This is a genomic window from Streptomyces sp. NPDC005878 (assembly GCF_040629815.1).
GTDB lineage: Bacteria > Actinomycetota > Actinomycetes > Streptomycetales > Streptomycetaceae > Streptomyces.
On sequence record NZ_JBEXWK010000003.1, the window covers coordinates 126,712 to 145,538 of the forward strand.

At 71.5% G+C, this 18,827-nt stretch carries 16 protein-coding genes; 12 read left to right on the forward strand and 4 right to left on the reverse strand.

The window, feature by feature from the left end; genetic code table 11:
• Nucleotides 1-16: 16 nt before the first annotated feature.
• The 11 genes from fxsT (at nt 17) to ABZ404_RS06935 (ending at nt 14,711) form a co-directional block, all read left to right on the forward strand.
• Nucleotides 17-3,004 (forward strand): FxSxx-COOH system tetratricopeptide repeat protein, encoded by a 2,988-nt coding sequence (fxsT, locus tag ABZ404_RS06885; RefSeq protein WP_358990203.1) that lies wholly within the window; start codon nt 17-19, stop codon nt 3,002-3,004.
• A gap of 354 nt (nt 3,005-3,358) precedes the next feature.
• Entirely contained in the window at nt 3,359-4,612 is a 1,254-nt protein-coding gene (locus ABZ404_RS06890) for an acyltransferase (protein ID WP_358835033.1), read from the forward strand.
• Between the two features lie 60 nt (nt 4,613-4,672).
• Nucleotides 4,673-5,383, forward strand: a complete 711-nt coding sequence (locus ABZ404_RS06895) for an SDR family oxidoreductase (protein WP_358835032.1) — start codon at nt 4,673-4,675, stop codon at nt 5,381-5,383.
• Nucleotides 5,384-5,449: 66 nt separating this feature from the next.
• A complete protein-coding gene (locus tag ABZ404_RS06900) occupies nt 5,450-5,908 on the forward strand; it encodes a carboxymuconolactone decarboxylase family protein (RefSeq protein WP_358835031.1) in 459 nt (152 codons plus the stop codon).
• Between the two features lie 158 nt (nt 5,909-6,066).
• Complete coding sequence (locus ABZ404_RS06905) at nt 6,067-6,945, forward strand: sigma-70 family RNA polymerase sigma factor (RefSeq protein WP_358835030.1); 879 nt, start codon at nt 6,067-6,069, stop codon at nt 6,943-6,945.
• Between the two features lie 411 nt (nt 6,946-7,356).
• A complete protein-coding gene (locus ABZ404_RS06910; RefSeq protein WP_358835029.1) occupies nt 7,357-8,877 on the forward strand; it encodes an MFS transporter in 1,521 nt (506 codons plus the stop codon).
• Between the two features lie 146 nt (nt 8,878-9,023).
• Nucleotides 9,024-9,440 carry a TIGR03618 family F420-dependent PPOX class oxidoreductase gene (locus ABZ404_RS06915; protein WP_358835028.1) on the forward strand — a complete coding sequence of 139 codons (417 nt, stop codon included), beginning with the start codon at nt 9,024-9,026 and terminating at the stop codon, nt 9,438-9,440.
• A gap of 205 nt (nt 9,441-9,645) precedes the next feature.
• Nucleotides 9,646-11,133: an FAD-dependent monooxygenase gene (locus ABZ404_RS06920; RefSeq protein ID WP_358835027.1), complete on the forward strand. Its 1,488-nt coding sequence runs from the start codon at nt 9,646-9,648 to the stop codon at nt 11,131-11,133.
• A 121-nt stretch (nt 11,134-11,254) separates the two neighbouring features.
• Nucleotides 11,255-12,091, forward strand: a complete 837-nt coding sequence (locus ABZ404_RS06925; protein WP_358835026.1) for an NAD(P)H-binding protein — start codon at nt 11,255-11,257, stop codon at nt 12,089-12,091.
• Nucleotides 12,092-12,179: 88 nt separating this feature from the next.
• Entirely contained in the window at nt 12,180-13,169 is a 990-nt protein-coding gene (locus ABZ404_RS06930; RefSeq protein WP_358835025.1) for an alpha/beta hydrolase, read from the forward strand.
• 75 nt (nt 13,170-13,244) lie between these two features.
• Nucleotides 13,245-14,711, forward strand: coding sequence for an FAD-dependent monooxygenase (locus tag ABZ404_RS06935; protein WP_358835024.1), 1,467 nt, complete (start codon nt 13,245-13,247; stop codon nt 14,709-14,711).
• A 163-nt stretch (nt 14,712-14,874) separates the two neighbouring features.
• On the opposite strand, the gene ABZ404_RS06940 is transcribed toward ABZ404_RS06935, so the two are convergent.
• From ABZ404_RS06940 to ABZ404_RS06950, 3 genes are all read right to left on the reverse strand, one after another.
• Nucleotides 14,875-15,009 carry a hypothetical protein gene (locus tag ABZ404_RS06940; protein WP_358835023.1) on the reverse strand — a complete coding sequence of 45 codons (135 nt, stop codon included), beginning with the start codon at nt 15,007-15,009 and terminating at the stop codon, nt 14,875-14,877.
• A 94-nt stretch (nt 15,010-15,103) separates the two neighbouring features.
• Nucleotides 15,104-15,925 carry an AfsR/SARP family transcriptional regulator gene (locus tag ABZ404_RS06945; protein WP_358835022.1) on the reverse strand — a complete coding sequence of 274 codons (822 nt, stop codon included), beginning with the start codon at nt 15,923-15,925 and terminating at the stop codon, nt 15,104-15,106.
• 88 nt (nt 15,926-16,013) lie between these two features.
• On the reverse strand, nt 16,014-16,847 hold the full coding sequence (locus tag ABZ404_RS06950; protein ID WP_358835021.1) for an AfsR/SARP family transcriptional regulator: 834 nt from the start codon (nt 16,845-16,847) through the stop codon (nt 16,014-16,016).
• A 563-nt stretch (nt 16,848-17,410) separates the two neighbouring features.
• On the opposite strand from ABZ404_RS06950, the gene ABZ404_RS06955 reads away from it, so the two are divergent.
• Entirely contained in the window at nt 17,411-17,872 is a 462-nt protein-coding gene (locus tag ABZ404_RS06955; RefSeq protein ID WP_067163869.1) for a carboxymuconolactone decarboxylase family protein, read from the forward strand.
• Nucleotides 17,873-18,053: 181 nt separating this feature from the next.
• On the opposite strand, the gene ABZ404_RS06960 is transcribed toward ABZ404_RS06955, so the two are convergent.
• Complete coding sequence (locus ABZ404_RS06960) at nt 18,054-18,755, reverse strand: gamma-glutamyl-gamma-aminobutyrate hydrolase family protein (protein WP_358836512.1); 702 nt, start codon at nt 18,753-18,755, stop codon at nt 18,054-18,056.
• Between the last annotated feature and the right edge of the window lie 72 nt (nt 18,756-18,827).

Below are 18,827 nucleotides of genomic sequence, written 5' to 3' on the forward strand. Positions count from 1 at the left end.
CGAGGGAGTCCGCCGCATGTCCGACCACGAGGGTGCCGTGGAGCCCACGCCGCCCGAGCCGGCCGAGGAGTCACCCCGTGTCACGGTGCTCTTCGCCGGGCAGAGCCAGGCCTGGGCCGACTGGATCGGGCAGCAGCTGGAGCGGGCGGGGCACCCCGCCGTGCTCATCAGGTGGGATCCGCTGCACCTCAAGCCCGCCGACTCCGCCCTCGCCGACCTGCTGGAGCCACCCGGCCGCATCCTGGTCGTCCTGGACGACTGGTATCTGCGGTTCGACTCGGAGAAGTACCAGGGCTGGGCCCGGCTGCTGCGCGACACCCTGCCCCAGCACCGCGACCGCGTCGCCGCCGTCAGCGTCACCGCCAGACCGCTGCCGCCCGCCGCCGCCACCCTGCGCCCGATCGCGCTGCGCGGGGTCGGCCCGGACGAGGCGCGCCGCCGGGTCCTGGAGTGCGCGGGCCCGGCCGGCCGTCCCGACGGGGTGGTCCTGGAGCGGCCGATCCGCTTCCCCGACGACCGCCCGGCGATCTGGAACGCGCCGCGCCGCAACCGCCAGTTCACCGGCCGCGAGGACGCCTTCGAGCGCATCCACGACATCCTGGCCGCCGCCGGCGAGGACGGCGGCCGGGTGGTGGTGCACGGGCTGAGCGGGGTCGGCAAGACGCAGGCCGCGATGGAGTACGTGCACCGGTTCGCCGGGGAGTACGACATCGTCTGGTGGGTCGGCGCCGCCGCCAAGGCCAGTGCCCGCGAGGGGTTCGCGGCGCTCGCCCCGGCGCTCGGCCTGCCCCAGGGCAGCCGCCTCGGCGAGGTCATCACGGCCGTGCGCGCAGCGCTGGAGACGTCCTGCCGCCGCTGGCTGGTGGTCTTCGACGGCGCCGAGAGCCCGGAGGCGGTCGGGGAGCTGGTCCCGGACGGTCCCGGGCACGTCCTGGTCACCGCCAACTCGCCCGAGTGGCCGGGCCTCGGCGCCCAGCTGGTGCAGCTGCCGCCCTTCGACCGGGAGGAGAGCGTCGCCTTCGCCCGGCGCCGCGCCGAGCGCCTGGGCGAGCAGGAGGCGGACCGGCTCGCCGAGGCCGTCCAGGACCTGCCGCTGCTCCTCGACCAGACCGCCACCTGGATCGCCAACAACCCGGCGGCCTCCATCGCCGACTATGTGCGCGGGATCAGCCAGGACGACCCGCACACCGTCTCCACCATGCCCTCGCGCGAGTACCCGGCGAGCTTCCAGGCCGCCTGGTCCAGGACGCTCAACAGCCTCAACGAGACCTCCGCCGAGGCGTGGGAGCTGCTCAAGCTCCTCGCCCACTTCTCGCCGGACTCCGTGCCGCTGCGCCTGCTCCAGAACGCCCGGGTCAGCGATCTGCCCCAGCACCTCGCCATCCTGGTCACCGACCCCAGCAGCTGGAACTCGGCGCTGCGCACGCTCTCCCGGGTCACCTCCACCCCGCTGGAGTACGACGACCCCGGCCGGCTCGGCACCCGTACCGTCGGCTCCCTGCGCATCCACCGGCTGCTGCACCGCTTCGTGCGGGCCAGCCTGCCCGAGCAGGAGCACGAGCGGGCCACCGCCACCGCCTGCCGGGTGCTGGTCGCCGCCGATCCGCGCGACCCGGCCGGCTCCCACAACTGGCCGCGGTACGCCGAGCTCATCCCGCACCTGGAGCCCTCCGGCGCGCTCACCTCCACCGACCCGGACGTGCGCCGCCTGGTCCTGAACTGCGTCGAGTACCTGCGGGTGCGCGGCGAGTTCCGCGAGGGGCGCCGGCTCAGCGGCCTCGCGGTGGAGTCCTGGCGTCCCGTGTCGGGCCCCACCGACGGCCTGGTCCTGGTCGCCACCCACCAGCTCGCGCACAACTTCCGCCAGCTCGGCGAGTACGGACGCGCCGAGGAGCTGGGCCGCGACACGCTCCGGCGGCTGATGGCCGAGGGCCGCGGCGGCATCGAGGTGGTCCGCGCCAAGAACGGTCTGGGCGGCACGCTGATGGTGCTCGGCAAGTACGCCGAGGCGCGCGCCCTGTTCGAGGAGGCGGCGGGGGAGACCGCGGCCCTGCTGGGCGACTGGAAGGTGCCCCGCCTCCTCGCGATCCGCCACAACCTGGCGGTCACCCTGGCCCTCCAGGGCCACTACGCCAAGTCGCTCTCGCGCCACGAGGAGGTCCTGGAGGAGTGCATCTCCGTCCTGGGCGGCAAGGACCACCTCACCCTCCAGTGCGGCTCCTTCACCGCCCAGATGCTCCGGCTGATGGGACGGTACGGGGAGGCGCTGACCATCCAGGAGTACAACCACCGGCTGCACCGCCAGGTGCTGGGCGCCGACCATCCGCAGACCCTGATGGCCCAGCACAACCTGGCCCTGTGCCTGCGCCGCGACGGCGAGCCCGAGCGGGCCAGGGGGCTGCTGCACGAGGCCCGCGAGGCGATGCTCCGGCGCGCCGAGGCGACCGCCTACACCTGCGACTACGCCATGCTCCTGCGCGACCTCGGCCGCCACGACGAGGCGCACCGGCTGGCCTCGGAGGCGGCCGCCGGATACGAGCGGCTGCTGGGCCCGGACCACCCGTACACGATCGGCGCGTACGACAACGTGGCCCTGGTGCTGCGCGAGCAGGGCGAGCACGGACCCGCGCGCGAGCTGGCCGAGCGCAATCTGCGGGCCTTCACCCGGGTGCTGGGCCATGTCCACCCCTGGACGCTGGGGTGCGCACTGAACACCGCGTCCGCGCGGGCGGTCGACGGCGATCTGCCGGGCGCGGCCGAGCTGGGTCGCTCCGCGCTGGTGCGGGCGGTCACCTCGGTCGGCCAGACGCACGTCCTCGCGGTCAACCTCCAGGCGGGCCTCGCCCAGGACCTGCGGGCGCTGGGCCGCCGGGCCCAGGCCGCCGAGCTGCTCCGGGACGCCGTGACGACCCTGACGGCGACCCTGGGGGAGAACCACCGCCAGAGCGCGTACATGAGGAGCGGGGCGCGGCCGTACTGGGACTTCGAGCCGATGCCGGTGTGAGGGGTGGACGCCGGGGTGACGGGAGCGGGCTCGGGCGGCGGGGGCCGGACGACCCGTGCCCGGGGCGGGTGTGAGCAAGGCCACGCTTGGCCGGGATATGACGCTTTTCTGACACACCTCTGACGTGGAGCTGCCGATTCCTGTACGTGGACGGGCTGTTCCTGTGGTTCGTGGCCGAACTCCGCGCTGTCCCGCCCGGCCCCGCCTTGAAGCGGAGCCCCATCATCAAGATCCTTGATGGGGCCCGGGACGCCGCTCAAGGGCCGCTCCCTCGCGGTGGGCGACGATCGGACGTGCCGGGCCTCTCTCCTGCCGGGGAGAGGCCAACTCCCCATGCCCCCAGGAGGGTGAGCCATGACTCAAGGCGACACGATCGGCGCCGGGCCGCCGGGCGCGGCGGCCGGAGCACCGAACCGGGCCCGGACCGGACGCCTGGGCAGAGCGACCGGGTTACGCACGGTCGCCACCCGCGACGGCTGGCTGCGCCCGGAGACGACCCGGCTGCCGTCCCTGACGGGACTGCGCTTCCCCGCGGCCCTCCTGGTCTTCCTCAACCACACCGGACTGCCGTTCCCGTTCCTGCGCCTGGTCGAGGACAACGGGGCGGCGATGGACTGGTTCGACGTCACCCGCAACGCGGGCGCCCTCGGCGTCACGTTCTTCTTCGTCCTCAGCGGATTCGTGCTCACCTGGGCCGTCCGGGAAACGGACACCGTGCGCGCCTTCTGGCGGCGCCGGCTCGTGAAGATCTACCCGAACTACGCCCTCACCTGGCTGCTGGCGATGGTCCTTTTCGCCTCCGCCTATACGCCGACCCGCACCGCGGTCCTGAACCTGCTCATGGTGCACGTCTGGGTCCCGAAGTTCGACGTGTTCTCCAGCGTGAACCAGCCGAGTTGGTCGCTGGGCTGCGAATTGCTCTTCTATCTTTCCTTCCCCCTGCTGCACAAAGCATTCCGCCGCATCCGGGCCGGTCACCTCAAGTACTGGATATCCGGAGTGACGGCGGCCATCATCGCGACGCCGTTCTTCACCTACCTGCTGCTGCCGGACGACCCCAACTTCCCCGGCGGCCTCGCGCTCGGCGCCCGCGCCTCCACCCACCAGTACTGGTTCGCGTACAACTTCCCGCCGATGCGGCTGCTCGACTTCGCGCTCGGCATGCTGGTCGCGCAGGCGGTGCTGAACGGCCGCTGGTGGAACATCGGTATGACCTGGTCGGGCCTGCTGCTCGCGGGCAGCTATGTGTGGGCCTCCCACGTGCCGTTCCTCTACTCGCAGCGGTCCATGACCATCATCCCGATCATCTTCCTGATCGCGGCCGCCGCCACCGCCGACGCGAGAAACGAGTTCACCCTCTTCCGCAATCGCGCGATGATCTGGCTGGGAGAAGTGTCGTTCGCCTTCTACCTCGTCCACTTCGTCGTCCTCGCCTATGTGCGCAAGTGGCTCGGCCACGACCTGTACTCGGTGCCGCAGACCGTCGGCATCGTCCTCGTGGAATTCACGATCGCCCTGCTCGCCTCCTGGGCGCTGTACGCACTGATCGAGCGCCCCATCACCCGTAACTGGTCAAAGCCCCGGCGCCCCAAAGCCGCGGCGAGCTGACCCGCTCCGAACCACTTGTATTCAAGTGGAGTTCAAGATTCGACTGTAAGGATTCCCCCCATGAAGACCATCGCCCTCATCACAGGTGCCAACAAAGGAATCGGATTCGAGATCGCGCGCCAGCTCGGCGAGCTGGGAATCACCGCGATCGTGGGCGCACGCGACGAGGAACTCGGCAAGGCCGCGGCCGAGAAGCTCGGCCAGCCGTTCGTGCAGATCGACGTGACCGACCCGGAGAGCATCAAGAAGGCCGCCACCTATATCGACCTGGCCTACGGCAAGCTCGACATCCTGGTGAACAACGCCGGCATCACCGTCTCCCACGAGGACGGAAAGCCCAGCGTCACCTCGCTGGAGACCATGCGCTCGGTGTACGAGACGAACGTCTTCGGCGTGGTCGCGGTGACCAACGCGTTCCTGCCGCTGCTGCGCAAGTCGCCGGCGGGCCGGATCGTCAACCAGTCCAGCGAGATGGGCTCGCTCACCAATGTGCTCGACCAGGACCACCCGATCTGGCACGTCAACAACCTGCCGTACAACTCCTCCAAGACCGCGCTGAACATGATCACGGTGTCCTACGCCAAGGAGCTGTGGGACACCCCGATCAAGGTCAACGCGGTCGACCCGGGCTGGTGCCGCACCGACATCACCGGGGGCGAAGGCTACAAGTCGGCCGAGCAGGGCGCGGCGATCGCCGTGAAGCTCGCCACCCTGGACGCGGACGGCCCCACCGCCACGTTCGTCCAGGACCAGGGCGACCTGCCCTGGTAGGGCGTCCCCTCACCCCTCCCCCCACTCTCTCCTCTCCCCACCCGCACTGCTGAAGGAAGACCAACGATGTCCACCCCCCGGATGAACAACCCGGCGCAGGTGCTGCCCGAGGCCATGACGGCCATTCTGGGTCTGATCAAGTCGATCCGTAAGGCCGGAGTCGAGGACGCCACCCTCGAACTGGTCCATCTGCGCGCCAGCCAGATCAACGGCTGCGGGCCCTGCCTGGACGCCTCGGCGAAGGCCGCGCGGAAGGCGGGCGTCTCCGACGAGCGCATCTTCTCGGTGGGCGCCTGGCGCGAGACGCCGTTCTACAGCGACGCCGAGCGGGCGGCGCTGGCGCTCGCCGAGCACGTCACGCGGCTCGCCGACCGCGAGGACGCGGTGCCGGACGCCGTGTGGAACGAGGCGGCGGCGCACTACGACGAGGCACAACTGGCCGCCCTGGTCCTCCAGATCGGCGTGGTCAACCTGTTCAACCGCCTCAACGCCGCCACCCACCAGCAGGCGGGCCAGGCCTGGTAGCGGCCTCGCGTGCCGCCGGGGACCCGGTCCCCGGCGGTGTGCGAGAGTTGGCCGGCGCGAGGACCGGTGAACGAGCCCGCCGGCGGCGGACGTTGTCACATTTGCCGGGGTCGGTTCGTCAGGGGATTGACGGAACGCGAACCAGAAGGATGTGACCGATGGACGAGCGCGAGTGGCTGGCGCGGCGATTCGAGGAGAACCGGAGCCATCTGAGAGCGGTGGCCTACCGGATGCTCGGCTCGCTGAGCGAGGCCGACGACGCCGTTCAGGAGGCCTGGCTGAGGCTCAGCCGCGCCGACACGGACGACATCGAGAACCTGGTCGGCTGGCTCACCACGATCGTGGGCCGGGTCTGCCTGGACATGCTGCGCTCGCGCCGGGCCCGGCGCGAGGACCCGCTGGAGGCGCAGGTCACCGAGCCCGCCCTGGACCCGGAGGACGGCGCCGACCCCGAGCACCAGGCGCTCCTGGCCGACTCGGTGGGCCTGGCCCTGCTGGTCGTCCTGGAGACGCTCGACCCCGCCGAGCGCCTGGCGTTCGTCCTGCACGACATGTTCGCGGTGCCCTTCGAGGAGATCGCGCCCATCGTGGACCGCAGCCCCGCGGCCGCCCGGCAGCTGGCCAGCCGGGCCCGCCGCCGCGTCCAGGGCGTGAACACCCCGCCCGCCCCCGACCTCACCCGCCAGCGCGAGGTCGTCGAGGCGTTCCTCACCGCCGCCCGCGGCGGCGACTTCGACGCCCTGGTGGCCGTGCTCGACCCCGATGTCGTGGCCCGTTCGTACGCGGCGGACCGCCCCGGCGGCACGGTGCTGCGCGGTGCCGCCTCGGTGGCCCGGCAGGCGCTCACCTTCGCCCGGTTCGCCCAGTCCGCCGAGCCCGCCCTGGTGGACGGTTCGCCCGGTGTGGTGGCCGACCGCGGCAAGCCGACCTTCCGGGTGATGGGCTTCGGCTTCGGCGACTCGGTGATCACCGAGATCGAGGTCATCACCGACCCGGCGCGTCTGGACGCGCTCGACCTGGTGCTGCTGGACGCCTGAGCCCCGTGCCCGCGAGGGGGCCGTACACGGGCGCGAACGGCCCGGGACCGCTGCCGCGGACCCGGGCCCTCGTGCGTATAGGGGGGTCATCGCCGCAGGTCAGATGCCGTACTAAAACTATTTTCCGTCCAGCGGTCACATTCCTTGTGCGCGATCCGTCATATCAGTGACGGACGAGTCCGGGCCGGTGAGCCGAGGGGGGCAGCGCCGGCGGGGCGTCCGTCGCCCTCGTTGGGGGGCGCCCGTACGACAAGCCCCCGATGGAGAGCAGCCTTTGACACGTTCGTCCCGCGTCCGGAACAGAACTCTCGGGCGGCGTTCGGTACCCGACCGCGGTTGTGTCCGGCAGCCACCCGGCATCGCCGGGGGCGCTCTCACCTACTCGATCCTGCATAGTTTAGGAGTCTCGTAATGGCTGCCGCCGACTCACTCGCGCGGTCGGGACCCGGGGCTGGTTTCAAGCCCGGTGCGATCCTGGCGTTTGTGTGCCTGGGCCAGTTCATGGTCTTCATCGACGTGTCGATCGTGAACCTCGCCCTGCCGTCCATCCAGGACGGCCTCGACATGTCCGATGTCAGTCTGAACTACATCGTCACCGCCTACTCGACCGTGCTCGGCGGCTTCCTGCTGCTCGGTGGACGGCTCGCCGACACCTTCGGCCGGCGCAAGTTCCTCATGAGCGGCTTCCTGATCTTCGCTCTCGCCTCCCTCACCTCGGGTCTGGCGCAGAACGCCGCCATGCTGATCACCTCCCGCGGCTTCCAGGGCCTGGGCTCCGCGATGATCGCCCCCGCGGCGCTGTCGATCCTGACCAACACCTTCCCCGAGGGCGCCGAGCGCAACAAGGCACTGGGTGTGTGGGGCTCGCTCGCCGGTATCGCCTCCATCCTCGGTGTCATCCTCGGTGGCGTCCTCGCCGACGGCCCGGGCTGGGAGTGGATCTTCTGGATCAACGTGCCGATCGGCGTGGTGCTGGCCATCCTCGCCCCGAAGATCGTCCCCGAGTCCAAGTCCGACGCCCCGCGCCAGCGCTTCGACTTCGCGGGCGCCGCGACCCTGACCGCCGGTCTGCTGCTCCTCATCTTCACCCTCGGTGAGGCCATCAACGTCGGCTGGGGCACCACCCGCACGATCGGCAGCCTGGTCGGTGTCGCCGTCCTGCTCGCCGCCTTCCTCGTCATCGAGACCAAGGTCGAGGCGCCGATGATGCCGCTGCGCATCTTCCGCCTCAAGACGATGCGCGTCGCCAACATCTCCGCGATCCTCGTCTTCGGTACGTTCGGCGCGCTGTTCTTCTTCGCGAGCCTTTTCATGCAGCAGGCGTTCGGCTACTCCCCGATGAAGGCCGGCTTCGCCTACGTGCCGCTCGCCGTCTCGGTGGCCTTCGGCGCCGGTGCCGCCTCCGGCATCATCGCCAAGGTGGCGGCCCGCCCGGTGCTCGCCGTGGGTCTGACCCTCACCACCAGCGGTCTGCTCCTGCTGTGGCGCGCCCCCGCCGACGGCTCCTACGTCGTCGACCTGCTCCCCGCGTTCATCCTGCTCGGCCTCGGCTGCGGCATGGTCTTCGTGACCCTCCAGATCGCCGCCTTCGTCGGCATCCCGGACGAGGAGGCGGGCGTCGGCGCCGGTCTCATCAACACCAGCCAGGAGGCCGGTGGCGCCCTCGGCCTCGCCGTGATCGCGACCATCGCGTACAACGGCCTGGAGGACAAGCTCGCCAAGACCGGCGGCGACGCCGGCAAGATCCACGACATCCAGGCGACGGCCAACCACCACGCCTTCCTCTCCGCCGCGATCCTCTGCTTCGCCGCTCTGCTCGTCGCGCTGTTCTTCATGCCGAAGGGCGCCCAGTCGATGAGCTCGGCGCACGCGCACGGCCCCATCGACCCGGAGGCCGCGGGCACGCCCGAGGCCGCCGGCGTCGAGAAGTGATGACCCCTGTGAACCGCCCGCTCGCCGCATAGGGCTGGGCAGGCCGTGGCGCTCCTCCGACCTCTCGGGGGAGCGCCACCGGTCGGTACGGGGCCGGTCCGCCCGGGCCGCGCCCGGCGAGGAACGCCTGGAAGGACGTGTCCGCGATGTCGCTGCCCCAGGGGCGTACGAGTGGTGTGGAGGTCTCCGCCTCGGTGGAGGCGTTCCTCACCGAACCCCTCGTCGCCACCCTGACCACCCTGCGCCCCGACGGCTCGCCGCACGTGGCGCCCGTCCGGTTCACCTGGGACGCGGCATCGGGGCTGGCGCGGGTGATGACGGTGGCCACCTCGCGCAAGGCCCGCAACGTACTGGCCGCCCCCGGCGGCCGGGCCGTCCTGTGCCAGGTGGAGGGGTTCGCCTGGGTCACCCTGGAGGGCACGGCCACCGTCTCGGACGACCCGGAAAGGGTGGCCGAGGGAGTGAAGCGCTATGCCAGGCGCTATTGGTCGGCGCCGCCGAATCCGCCCGGCCGGGTGGTTCTGGAGATCGCCGTCGACCGGGTCATGAACCTCAATACGTAATTCCACTCCCGTAATTCACCGCACGTTCTTCGAGCGCGGCGCCGCCGGACCACGGAATCCGGCGGCGCCGCGTTTTCTGTTTCCTCTCTGTGTCACATCCCAACCTGCGTACTCCGCGGGCGACTTGAGTCGTACTCAGGTAGTGGCTGCCAGCATCGGCCATATCGGCTGATCCATGTCATCCATCTGCACGAGGAGTGCGCACATGACCCAGGGCGCAATTGTTGTCGGGGCCGGTCCGGTAGGACTCATGCTCGCCGGAGAACTCCGCCTTGCCGGTGTGGAGGTCGCCCTCTACGACAAACTTCCGGCTCCCAGCGGAGAATCGCGCGGACTGGGATTCACCGGCCGTACGGCCGAAGTCCTCGACCAGCGCGGCCTGCTGACGAAGCTCGGTGACATCCGCTGGGGCAAGCAGGGCCACTTCGGCGGCGTCCGTATCAACTTCGACCAGCTGGACGAGAGCCACTACGGCATCATGGGCCTGGCCCAGTCCCGTACCGAGGAGACCCTCGGCGCCTGGGTCGAGGAGCTGGGCGTCACCGTCCGCCGCGGATACGAGGTCACCGGCTACCGGGAGACCGAGGACGGCGTCGTCGTCGCGTACGAGGGACCCGACGGCCCCGGCGAGGAGACGGCCCAGTACCTCGTCGGCACCGACGGCGGCCGCTCCACCATCCGCCGCCTCGCCGGCATCGACTTCCCCGGCGAGCCCGCCACCCGCGGCATGTACCTGGCCGACGTGGTCGGCGCGGGCCTGCGGATGCGCCCCATCGGCGAGCGCATCGAGGGCGGCGGCATGGTCCTCTCGGTCACCCTGGAGCCGGGCGTCGACCGCATCGTCATCCATGAGCCCGGGGTGCGCCCGCACCACGGCGAGGGCGAGCTGAAGTTCTCCGAACTCGCCGACGCCTGGGAGCGCATGACCGGTGAGGACATCCACGGGGCGAGCGCCCGCTGGATGTGCGCGCTGACCAACGCCACCGGCCAGGCCACCGACTACCGCAAGGGCCGGGTCTTCCTCGCCGGGGACGCCGCCCACGACCACGCCCCGCTGGGCGCCCAGGGCGTCAGCGTCGGCATCCAGGACGCCGTCAACCTCGGCTGGAAGCTGGCCGCCGCCATCAAGGGCCAGGCCCCCGACGACCTGCTCGACACCTACCACGCGGAGCGGCACCCGGTCGGCGAGCAGCTGCTGCGCAACACGCTCGCCCAGTCGCTGATCTACCTCAGCGGCGAGGAGATGGAGCCGCTGCGCGCCGTCCTGCGCGAGCTGGTGCAGATCCCGGACGCCGCCCGCCACCTGGCCGGCCTGGTCAGCGGTCTGGACGTCCGGTACGACGTCGACACCGACGGCACCGGCCATCCGCTCCTCGGGCTGCGCCTGGCCCCGGGCCGCGAGATCGAGCGCGCCGACGGCGGCCGGGTCCGGGTCGCGGAGCTGCTGCACAGCGCCCGCGGTGTCCTGATCACCACCGGTGACACGCGGGAGGCCGCCGAGCTCGCCGAGGGCTGGGCGGACCGCGTCGACGTCGTCACCGGCAGCTGGGTGCCCTCCGCGACCGCCGCCGACCAGGACCCCGAGGCCGTCCTCGTCCGCCCCGACGGACACGTCGTCTGGGCCGCGCCCGACGGCGGCAAGCTCCGGGACGCGCTTGAGCGGTGGTTCGGCGCGGCTCAAGTGGCCGGATAGAGGCTGAAGCCGCAGTACCGGCCGCCACCCTGCCGAGGGCCTGTCCGGCGCCCACCCGCCGGACAGGCCCTGGCCGCACGCCCACCCCCACCCCCAGCACCGTCCGAAAGGGAACCCCACCATGACCGTCCTCGTCACCGGCAGCAGCGGCAAAGTCGGCTCGCACCTCGTGCGGCTGCTGGCCGCCCGGGGCGTCGCCGTACGCGCCGGCTCGCGCAGCCCCGAGAAGCTCTCGCTGCCCGAGGGCGTCGAGTCCGTGAAGCTGGCGCTCGACGAGCCCGCCGACTTTCCCGCCGCGCTCGCCGGGGTCACCTCGGTCTTCCTGTACTGCGAGGCCGCCGCGATCGGCGAGTTCGTCGAGCAGGCCGAGCAGGCCGGTGTCGAGCACGTCGTCATCATGTCCGCCGACGCGGTGCTGCGCCCCGACGCCGCCGTCAACCCGATCGCCGCGCCCCACCTCGCCGTCGAGCAGGCGCTCGCCGCCTCCTCGATCACCTCGACCCCGCTGAACTGCGGCGCCCTCGCCAGCAACGCCATGCCGTGGGCCTGGCAGCTCAAGGCGCGCGGCACGGTCGGCCTGCCGTACCCCAACAGCTACGCCGACCCGGTCAACGAGCGGGACGTCGCCGAGGCGGCGCTCGCGGTGCTCACCGACCCGTCGCTGCGCGGCCGTTCGTACCACCTCACCGGCCCCGAGGCGCTCACCTTCACCCAGCACATCGCGGCCATCGAGGCCGCCGCGGGCCGGTCCATCCCGGTCACCGAGGTCCCCCCGGCCGTGTGGCGCGCCAACAAGCCCGACTTCATGCCGGGCGACATCGCGGACGCGCTGCTCGACCTGTGGGCGGCCAGCTCCTCCCCGGTCCCGCTCACCGGTGACGTCGAGAAGCTGACCGGCCACCCCGCGCGGCCCTTCACCGAGTGGGCCGAGGAGTACGCGGGCCCGTTCCGCGGCTGACGGCCGTCAGGGCCCGCACACCTGCCACCCCCCACAGGCACCGGCACGTCCCCCCATGCAGGCACACGTAGGACAGGTAGGACGCAGCATGTCGCTGGACCGCAGAAAGATGATCAGCCTGGGCGCCGGGTCCGCCGCCCTCGCCATGGCCGGCGGTGTCGCCGCCGCCGAACCCGCCGGGGCCGCCCCGGGGCACCGCGTTCCCACGGACGCCGCCCTGGCCAGGTCCCTGCCCGGCGGTTTCCGCAGCCACCACGGGTACGGAGGCGGCGTGCGGCTGCACTACGTCGCCGGAGGCACGGGCGAACCGGTGGTCCTGCTCGCGGGCTGGCCCCAGACCTGGTGGGCCTGGCGGCACGTCATGCCGGAGCTGGCCCGCGGCGGCCACCGCGTCATCGCGGTCGACATCCGCGGCATGGGCGGCTCCGACAAGCCGCAGGGCGGCTACGACAAGAAGACGATGGCCCGCGACGTGTACGAGCTGGTGCGCTCGCTCGGCTACAGCCGGGTGAACGTCGTCGGCCACGACATGGGCGCGATGGTGGCGTACAGCTTCGCCGCCAACCACCCGGCGGCCACCCGCAGGCTCGCGCTCGTCGACACCCTGCACGTCGACGAGACCCAGTACGACATCCCCCTCCTGCCCCGGCCCGGCCAGGGCTTCAACCTCTGGTGGTGGGCGTTCAACCAGGTGCAGGGCCTGCCCGAGCAACTGGCCGCAGGCCGGATGCGGCACATCATCGACTGGCTCTTCGCCAACTCCCTGCCCGACCAGAGCCTCGTCCCCGCCTTCGACCGGGCGGTCTACGCCCAGCGCTACGACTCGCCGGACGCCGTCCGGGCCGGGGCCGCCTGGTACAAGGCGGCCCACCAGGACATCGCGGACCTGAAGACCTACGGCAAGGTCACCGCGCCGGTGCTCGGCGTCGGCTCCCAGCTCACCTACGGCCAGTTCCGGCAGGTCCTGCCGACGCTGGCGCCGGACGTCCGCGTGGTCCACGCGGACCGGTCCATCCACTACATCCCCGAGGAGCAGCCCGAGCTGCTCACCCGCGAGCTGCTCACGTTCCTCGCCTGACCGGCCCGATCCGGGGCGGACCGGTCAACGGCACCTATCCCAAGGCCTGTTCAACATGTGTACGAGGAGAGTGACATGACTCAGGGCGCAATCATCGTCGGGGCCGGACCGGTCGGGTTGATGCTCGCCGGTGAACTCAAGCTCGGCGGCGTGGACGTGGCCGTGTACGACCGGCTGCCCGGGCCGAGCGGCGAGTCCCGGGGCGTGGGCTTCACCCGCCGCGCCGCCGAGGTCTTCGACCAGCGCGGTCTGCTCGCCCGCTTCGGCGACGTCGAGTGGGCCCAGGGCCACTTCGGCGGGGTGCGCATCGACTTCTCCAAGCTGGAGGACAACCACTTCAGCGTCCGGGGCGTCCCCCAGTTCCGTACCGAGGAGATCCTGGAGGCGTGGCTGGGGGAGCTCGGGGTCACCGTCCACCGCAACCACGAGGTGACGGGGTTCCGGGAGACCGAGGACGGAGTCGTCGTGTCCTTCGAGGGCCCCGGCGGGCCGGGCGAGGAGGAGGCCCGGTACCTCGTCGGCTGCGACGGGGCGCGCTCGGTCGTCCGCAAGACCGCGGGCATCGACTTCCCCGGCTGGGAGGCCACCCGGGGCATGTACATGGCCGACCTGGTGGGTGCCGGGGTGCGCCAGCGGCCGATCGGGGAGCAGGTGCCCGGCGGCATGGTGATGGCGTTCAACCTGGAGAACGGCGTCGACCGGATCGTCATCCACGACGAGAAGCTGCGCCCCCACGAGGACAAGAGCCAGCTCACCTTCGAGGTCGTCGCCGACGCCTGGCAGCGGATGACGGGGGAGTCCCTGCACCACGCCGAGGTCCGCTGGATCAGCGCCTTCACCGACACCACCCGCCAGGCCTCCCAGTACCGCAAGGGCCGGGTCTTCCTGGCCGGCGACGCCACCCACATCCACATGCCGGCCGGCGCGCAGGGCATGAGCGTCGGCGTGCAGGACGCGGTGAACCTGGGCTGGAAGCTGGCCGCGGCCATCAACGGCTGGGCGCCCGAGGGCCTCCTCGACACCTTCCAGTCCGAGCGCCACCCGGTCGGCGAGCAGCTGATGCGCAACACCCGCGCCCAGACCCGCCTCTACCTCACCGGCGACGAGATGGAGCCGCTGCGCGCGGTGATGCGCGAGCTCGTCGAGTCCCCGGACGTCGCCCGCCATCTGGCCGGGCAGGTCAGCGGCCTGGACGTGCGGTACGACATGGGCGCCACCGGCCACCCGCTGCTGGGCCTGCGTTTCTCGCCGGACCGCGAGGTCGAGCTCGCCGGGGGCGGCCGGGTCCGGATCGCCGAACTGCTGCACAGCGCGCGCGGCGTTCTGATCACCACCGCAGACTCCCGCGAGGCCGCCGAGCTCGCCGAGGGCTGGGCGGACCGGGTGGACGTGGTCACCGGCGCCTGGGTCCCGGCCGAGAAGGCGGCGGACGGCGACCCCGAGGCCGTCCTGCTGCGCCCCGACGGGCACGTGGCCTGGACCGCGCCCGACGGCGGCAAGCTCCGCGAGGCGCTGGAGCGCTGGTTCGGCACGGAGAACTAGCCGTGCCCGCCCGGGGACCGGAGCTCCCCCGGGGGCCGGACGGACGAAGGCGCCCCCGGTCGGCGGGGGCGTCGTTCGCCGCGGTACCCGCGGCCGGTGGTGCCGTACGGGACGGCCGTCTCGCCCGTTGAGCGGGCGGCCGTGCCCGTCGCGGACGGGGCGGTCAGTCGATCCCCCGGATGATGTTCAGCTCGTCACCGTCCTCCTCCGCCCCGGCGAGCCGGAGCGGAGGAGCGACGGCGGCGAGGTCACCCGGCCGAAACTCATGATCTTCCCGGTCTTCCCTGTTCTCGTACATCTGCTCCCCCTTCGCATGGATACGAGCACGGGCTGTTCGAGCATGGCCGTGCGGGGGCGGCACGGCGAGCCGCCCGGGTTGCACACGGCCGGGATCAGGCCGCGTACAGGTCGAAGGTGGAGGTGCGGCGCGGGCCCGCGACGACGTCGAGCTGGGGGTCGACGGCGAGGATCGCCTGGTGCAGCCGCTGGAGCTGCGGCGAGGGCTCCACACCGAGGTCCTCGATGAGCCGCCCGCGCAGCTTGCGGTACACATCGAGCGCGGTGGCCTGGCGCCCGGAGCGGTAGAGGGCCACCATGGCCTGCGAGTGCAGCCCCTCGTGCTGGGGGTGACGCGCGATCAGATCGGTGAGCTCGGCGGTGAGTTCGGCGTGCCGGCCGAGGCGTAAGTCGGCGTCGATCCGGCGTTCCCTCACCACCAGCCGGCTCTCCTCCAGGCGCATGACCTCGATGTCGAGGATCGGCCCGACCCGCACGTCCACCAGCGCGGGCCCCTCCCACAGGTCGAGCGCGCGCCGGAAGCAGTCCGCCGCCCGCTCGTTGTGGCCCTCGTCGAACGCCAGCTGGCCCTCCGCCGCCAACTGCTCATACGTGTGCACGTCGACGGCCTCGGACGGGATCTGGAGCAGATAGCCGCCGTAGCGGGTGGCCAGAACATCCTTGGCCGAAAGTCGTGCATCGGGCCCCATGGCCCCGGCCAGCCGCCGCCGCAGCTGGAGGATGTACGTCTGGAGGGTGGTGAGCGCGCTCTGCGGCAGCTCGGTGCCCCAGATCTCCTCCATCAGGGTCGGTACGGGGATGACGCGCCCCGGGTACAGGGCGAGCAGCGCGAGGATCTGACGGGGCTTGCCCGCCGTGGGGACGACGGAGACTCTGTTCACTTCGGCACTCAAGGGGCCCAGGACCTGGATTTTCACGGCTTCCTCTCGGGTAAAAGGCGGGGGTGCGCCGGGACATCGTTGTCTCCCCCCGGGGCCAAGCCGCCGGGGGAGGGTGCGTACGGGGTCAGCTCGCGCGGGCGGCGAGCCGCTCGGTGACGGGGGCGCTGTCGGGCACGGGCGAGCCGGGCCGGGCCGCGAGGATGGCCATCTGGAGCCGGCCGAGTGCGGCCGAGGGCTCGATCCCCGCGCGGGCGACGAGGGTCGCGCGCAGCCGCTGGTAGGCGCCGAGCGCCTCGCTGCGCCGCCCGGAGCGGTGCAGCGCCAGCATGTACTGGCCGTGCAGCGCCTCGTGCATGGGATAGCGGCTGACCAGGACGGTCAGTTCGGAGAGCAGTTCGCGGTGGCGGCCCAGGCGCAGATCGGCCTCGATGCGCCGGTCGAGGGCGGCGAGCCGGGCCTCTTCGAGCCGCTCGGCCTCGGTGCTCAGCCGGCTGCCCTGGTGCACACCCGTCAGGGCGGGCCCGGTCCACAGGGCGAGCGCCTCGCGCAGCAGCCGGGCGGCGCCCTCGTGGTCACCGACGTCCATGGCGCGGTGGCCGGCCGTGGCGCGCCGCTCGAACTCGCGGAAGTCCACGGTGCCTTCGCCGTCCGCGGTCTCCAGGCGGTAGCCGCCGGGCAGGGTGACGAGGACGTCCTTGGGGCTGCGGCGCTCGCCGTCCCGGCGGGCCAGCGCCTCGCCGATGAGCTCGCGGAGCTGCATCACATACGTCTGTACGGTGGTACGGGCACTGCGCGGCGGGGTGTCGTCCCAGAGCTCTTCCGCCAGCGTCGCCAGCGGCACCACCTGGTCACAGTGGAGCGCGAGGAGGGCCAGCACCTGCCGCGGCTTCGGGGCAGTGGGCGCGATCGATAACCCGTTCTTCCGCACCGACAGTGCACCCAGCACTTCGATGTCCATGTTTCTCCCCAGAGTCGGGAAATACGGGGGGTAAGGGGTATGCGGGTCGGAAATGTCCGCGCGGCTGGCAGGCCCTCGGCGGCAACCCGCTTTGATCATGTGCTCGAACCCACCCGTCGCGGCAAGCCCGCCTGTGGCTGCTCTGACGTACCTGTCAAAGAACTGACGGCGGTGTCAAAATCCTGTAGCAATCGCGAATTCTGCTCGGATTGAAGCCACTCGACTCTGGGTAAAGAACCGCCGGATGTGGCGGATTTTCCGGGCTCTGCGCCCCGCCCCCGCCCTGCTCCCGCTCCCGCTTCCACCCCGTACCTCTGGTGCCCCGGGATCTGGATCTTACGCCGTCCTTAGGCAAGCGCCCAGCGCACAGACGTGCCCGACGCATCGATGTGGCGTGGGTCACACCTGACTCCCGTCACATTCACGCGCCACGTTTCGTCATAGCTGTGACGGAGGAAGCCGACCGGTGTGGATGTTCTGGCAGGGCCGGTCGGCGTCCGACGTCGCGGTTTCCCGTATGAAGTGTTCGGCGTTTACGTGAATCTTTTTGAGGAGAGCAAATCATGACCGCTCGGGCCAAGCACCCTGCTTTTGTCGTTCCCGGTGCCATTGACGCTCTGGTGGCGCTCGGAAAGGCCAGCAAGGAAGTTCCCGGCGTCGATGTGAAGCTGCTTGAGCTGCTGCATCTGCGGGCGAGCCAGATCAACGGCGACGGCGCCAACGCGGACCGTCACCCGCGTCTGGCGAAGGCCGCCGGCGAGACCTCGGACGAGCGTCTGTTCGCCGTGGCCGCCTGGCGCAACACCCCCTACTTCACGGACGCCGAGCGCGCGGCCCTGGCGCTCTCCGAGGCCGTGACCCGCCTCGCGGACCGTGAGGACGCGGTCTCGGACGAGGTGTGGAACGACGCGGCGAAGCACTTCAACGAGCAGCAGCTCGCGGCGATCGTCCTCTCGGTCGCCACCGCGAACCTGTGGAACCGTCTGCACGTGGCCATCGGCCAGGTTGCCGACCCCAACAGCTGATCACCCCCGTACAGCTGCTGGTGCCGGCCGACACCCCCGACGGCCGGCGGTCGGGCGGACGGCTCGACGGCGGACGGCCCGCTCACCGCAAGGACGTTGCGGTGAGCGGGCCGTTTTCGCGTGGGGAGGAGAGGGAGGGCGGGGCCGGGGACGTCCGGCCCCGGCCCCTCCCTCCCTCTCCCTACCGCTGCTGCTTCCTCGCGGCCTCGATGAAGGCCTCGAAGAGGGGGAGGGTGTCGCTGCCGAGTTCACCGTGGGCCTGGAGCCCGGCGAGGAACGGGGCGGAGGGGTCCTCGGCCTCGGCGCCCTCGATGACCCCGTCGTCCGACCAGGCGGTGGCGACCAGACCGGCGCCGAGCTTGTCGATGCCCTGGTGGTGGTGGCAGTAGACGGTGGCGGTCGGCCCGAGGGCGCTGCCGAGCAGGGAGTCCGGCTTCACCTGTATCTCGCGCGGCTCGTACGTCCCGGGCACGGCCGGCGAATGCTCGGGCAGGTGCTGGTCGAGCGTGCCGCCGCGGATGATGGAGATCAGCTGGAGGCCGCGGCAGACGCCGAGCACCGGAATCCCGCGCCGTTCGGCGACAGCGAGCGCCGCGAGTTCGGCGGTGTCCCGGGCCTGGTGCGGCGGGAAGGTGAACTTCTCGCGCTCGGCACCGTAAAGAGCGGGATCGATGTCGGCCCCGCCGCTCATGAGCAGGGCGTCGGCCCGCGCCATCACCTCGTCGACCGCGTCCGGAATCGGCGGCACGAGGACCGGGGCTCCGCCGGCCTCGTGGACCTTCTCCATGTACTCCCACGGGAGAAGGGCCACCCGCACCTCTCCCCAAATGTTCCAATTCACCGTTGTCAGGTCGGCGGTCACCGCCACGACGGGCCGAGTCATCGAATGTCGTCCTTCCCAATTCCAGCAAAATGGAGTTTCACTAGAGCGTCGCTTGTGTGTCTCTCGAATGCA

What these genes read in the sequence shown, in the direction of transcription:
- fxsT (WP_358990203.1), top strand. Translation starts at nt 17, where the DNA reads ATGTCCGACCACGAGGGTGCCGTGGAGCCCACGCCGCCCGAGCCGGCC.
- ABZ404_RS06890 (WP_358835033.1), top strand. Translation starts at nt 3,359, where the DNA reads ATGACTCAAGGCGACACGATCGGCGCCGGGCCGCCGGGCGCGGCGGCC.
- ABZ404_RS06895 (WP_358835032.1), top strand. Translation starts at nt 4,673, where the DNA reads ATGAAGACCATCGCCCTCATCACAGGTGCCAACAAAGGAATCGGATTC.
- ABZ404_RS06900 (WP_358835031.1), top strand. Translation starts at nt 5,450, where the DNA reads ATGTCCACCCCCCGGATGAACAACCCGGCGCAGGTGCTGCCCGAGGCC.
- ABZ404_RS06905 (WP_358835030.1), top strand. Translation starts at nt 6,067, where the DNA reads ATGGACGAGCGCGAGTGGCTGGCGCGGCGATTCGAGGAGAACCGGAGC.
- ABZ404_RS06910 (WP_358835029.1), top strand. Translation starts at nt 7,357, where the DNA reads ATGGCTGCCGCCGACTCACTCGCGCGGTCGGGACCCGGGGCTGGTTTC.
- ABZ404_RS06915 (WP_358835028.1), top strand. Translation starts at nt 9,024, where the DNA reads ATGTCGCTGCCCCAGGGGCGTACGAGTGGTGTGGAGGTCTCCGCCTCG.
- ABZ404_RS06920 (WP_358835027.1), top strand. Translation starts at nt 9,646, where the DNA reads ATGACCCAGGGCGCAATTGTTGTCGGGGCCGGTCCGGTAGGACTCATG.
- ABZ404_RS06925 (WP_358835026.1), top strand. Translation starts at nt 11,255, where the DNA reads ATGACCGTCCTCGTCACCGGCAGCAGCGGCAAAGTCGGCTCGCACCTC.
- ABZ404_RS06930 (WP_358835025.1), top strand. Translation starts at nt 12,180, where the DNA reads ATGTCGCTGGACCGCAGAAAGATGATCAGCCTGGGCGCCGGGTCCGCC.
- ABZ404_RS06935 (WP_358835024.1), top strand. Translation starts at nt 13,245, where the DNA reads ATGACTCAGGGCGCAATCATCGTCGGGGCCGGACCGGTCGGGTTGATG.
- ABZ404_RS06940 (WP_358835023.1), bottom strand. Translation starts at nt 15,009, where the DNA reads ATGTACGAGAACAGGGAAGACCGGGAAGATCATGAGTTTCGGCCGGGT.
- ABZ404_RS06950 (WP_358835021.1), bottom strand. Translation starts at nt 16,847, where the DNA reads ATGGACATCGAAGTGCTGGGTGCACTGTCGGTGCGGAAGAACGGGTTA.
- ABZ404_RS06955 (WP_067163869.1), top strand. Translation starts at nt 17,411, where the DNA reads ATGACCGCTCGGGCCAAGCACCCTGCTTTTGTCGTTCCCGGTGCCATT.
- ABZ404_RS06960 (WP_358836512.1), bottom strand. Translation starts at nt 18,755, where the DNA reads ATGACTCGGCCCGTCGTGGCGGTGACCGCCGACCTGACAACGGTGAAT.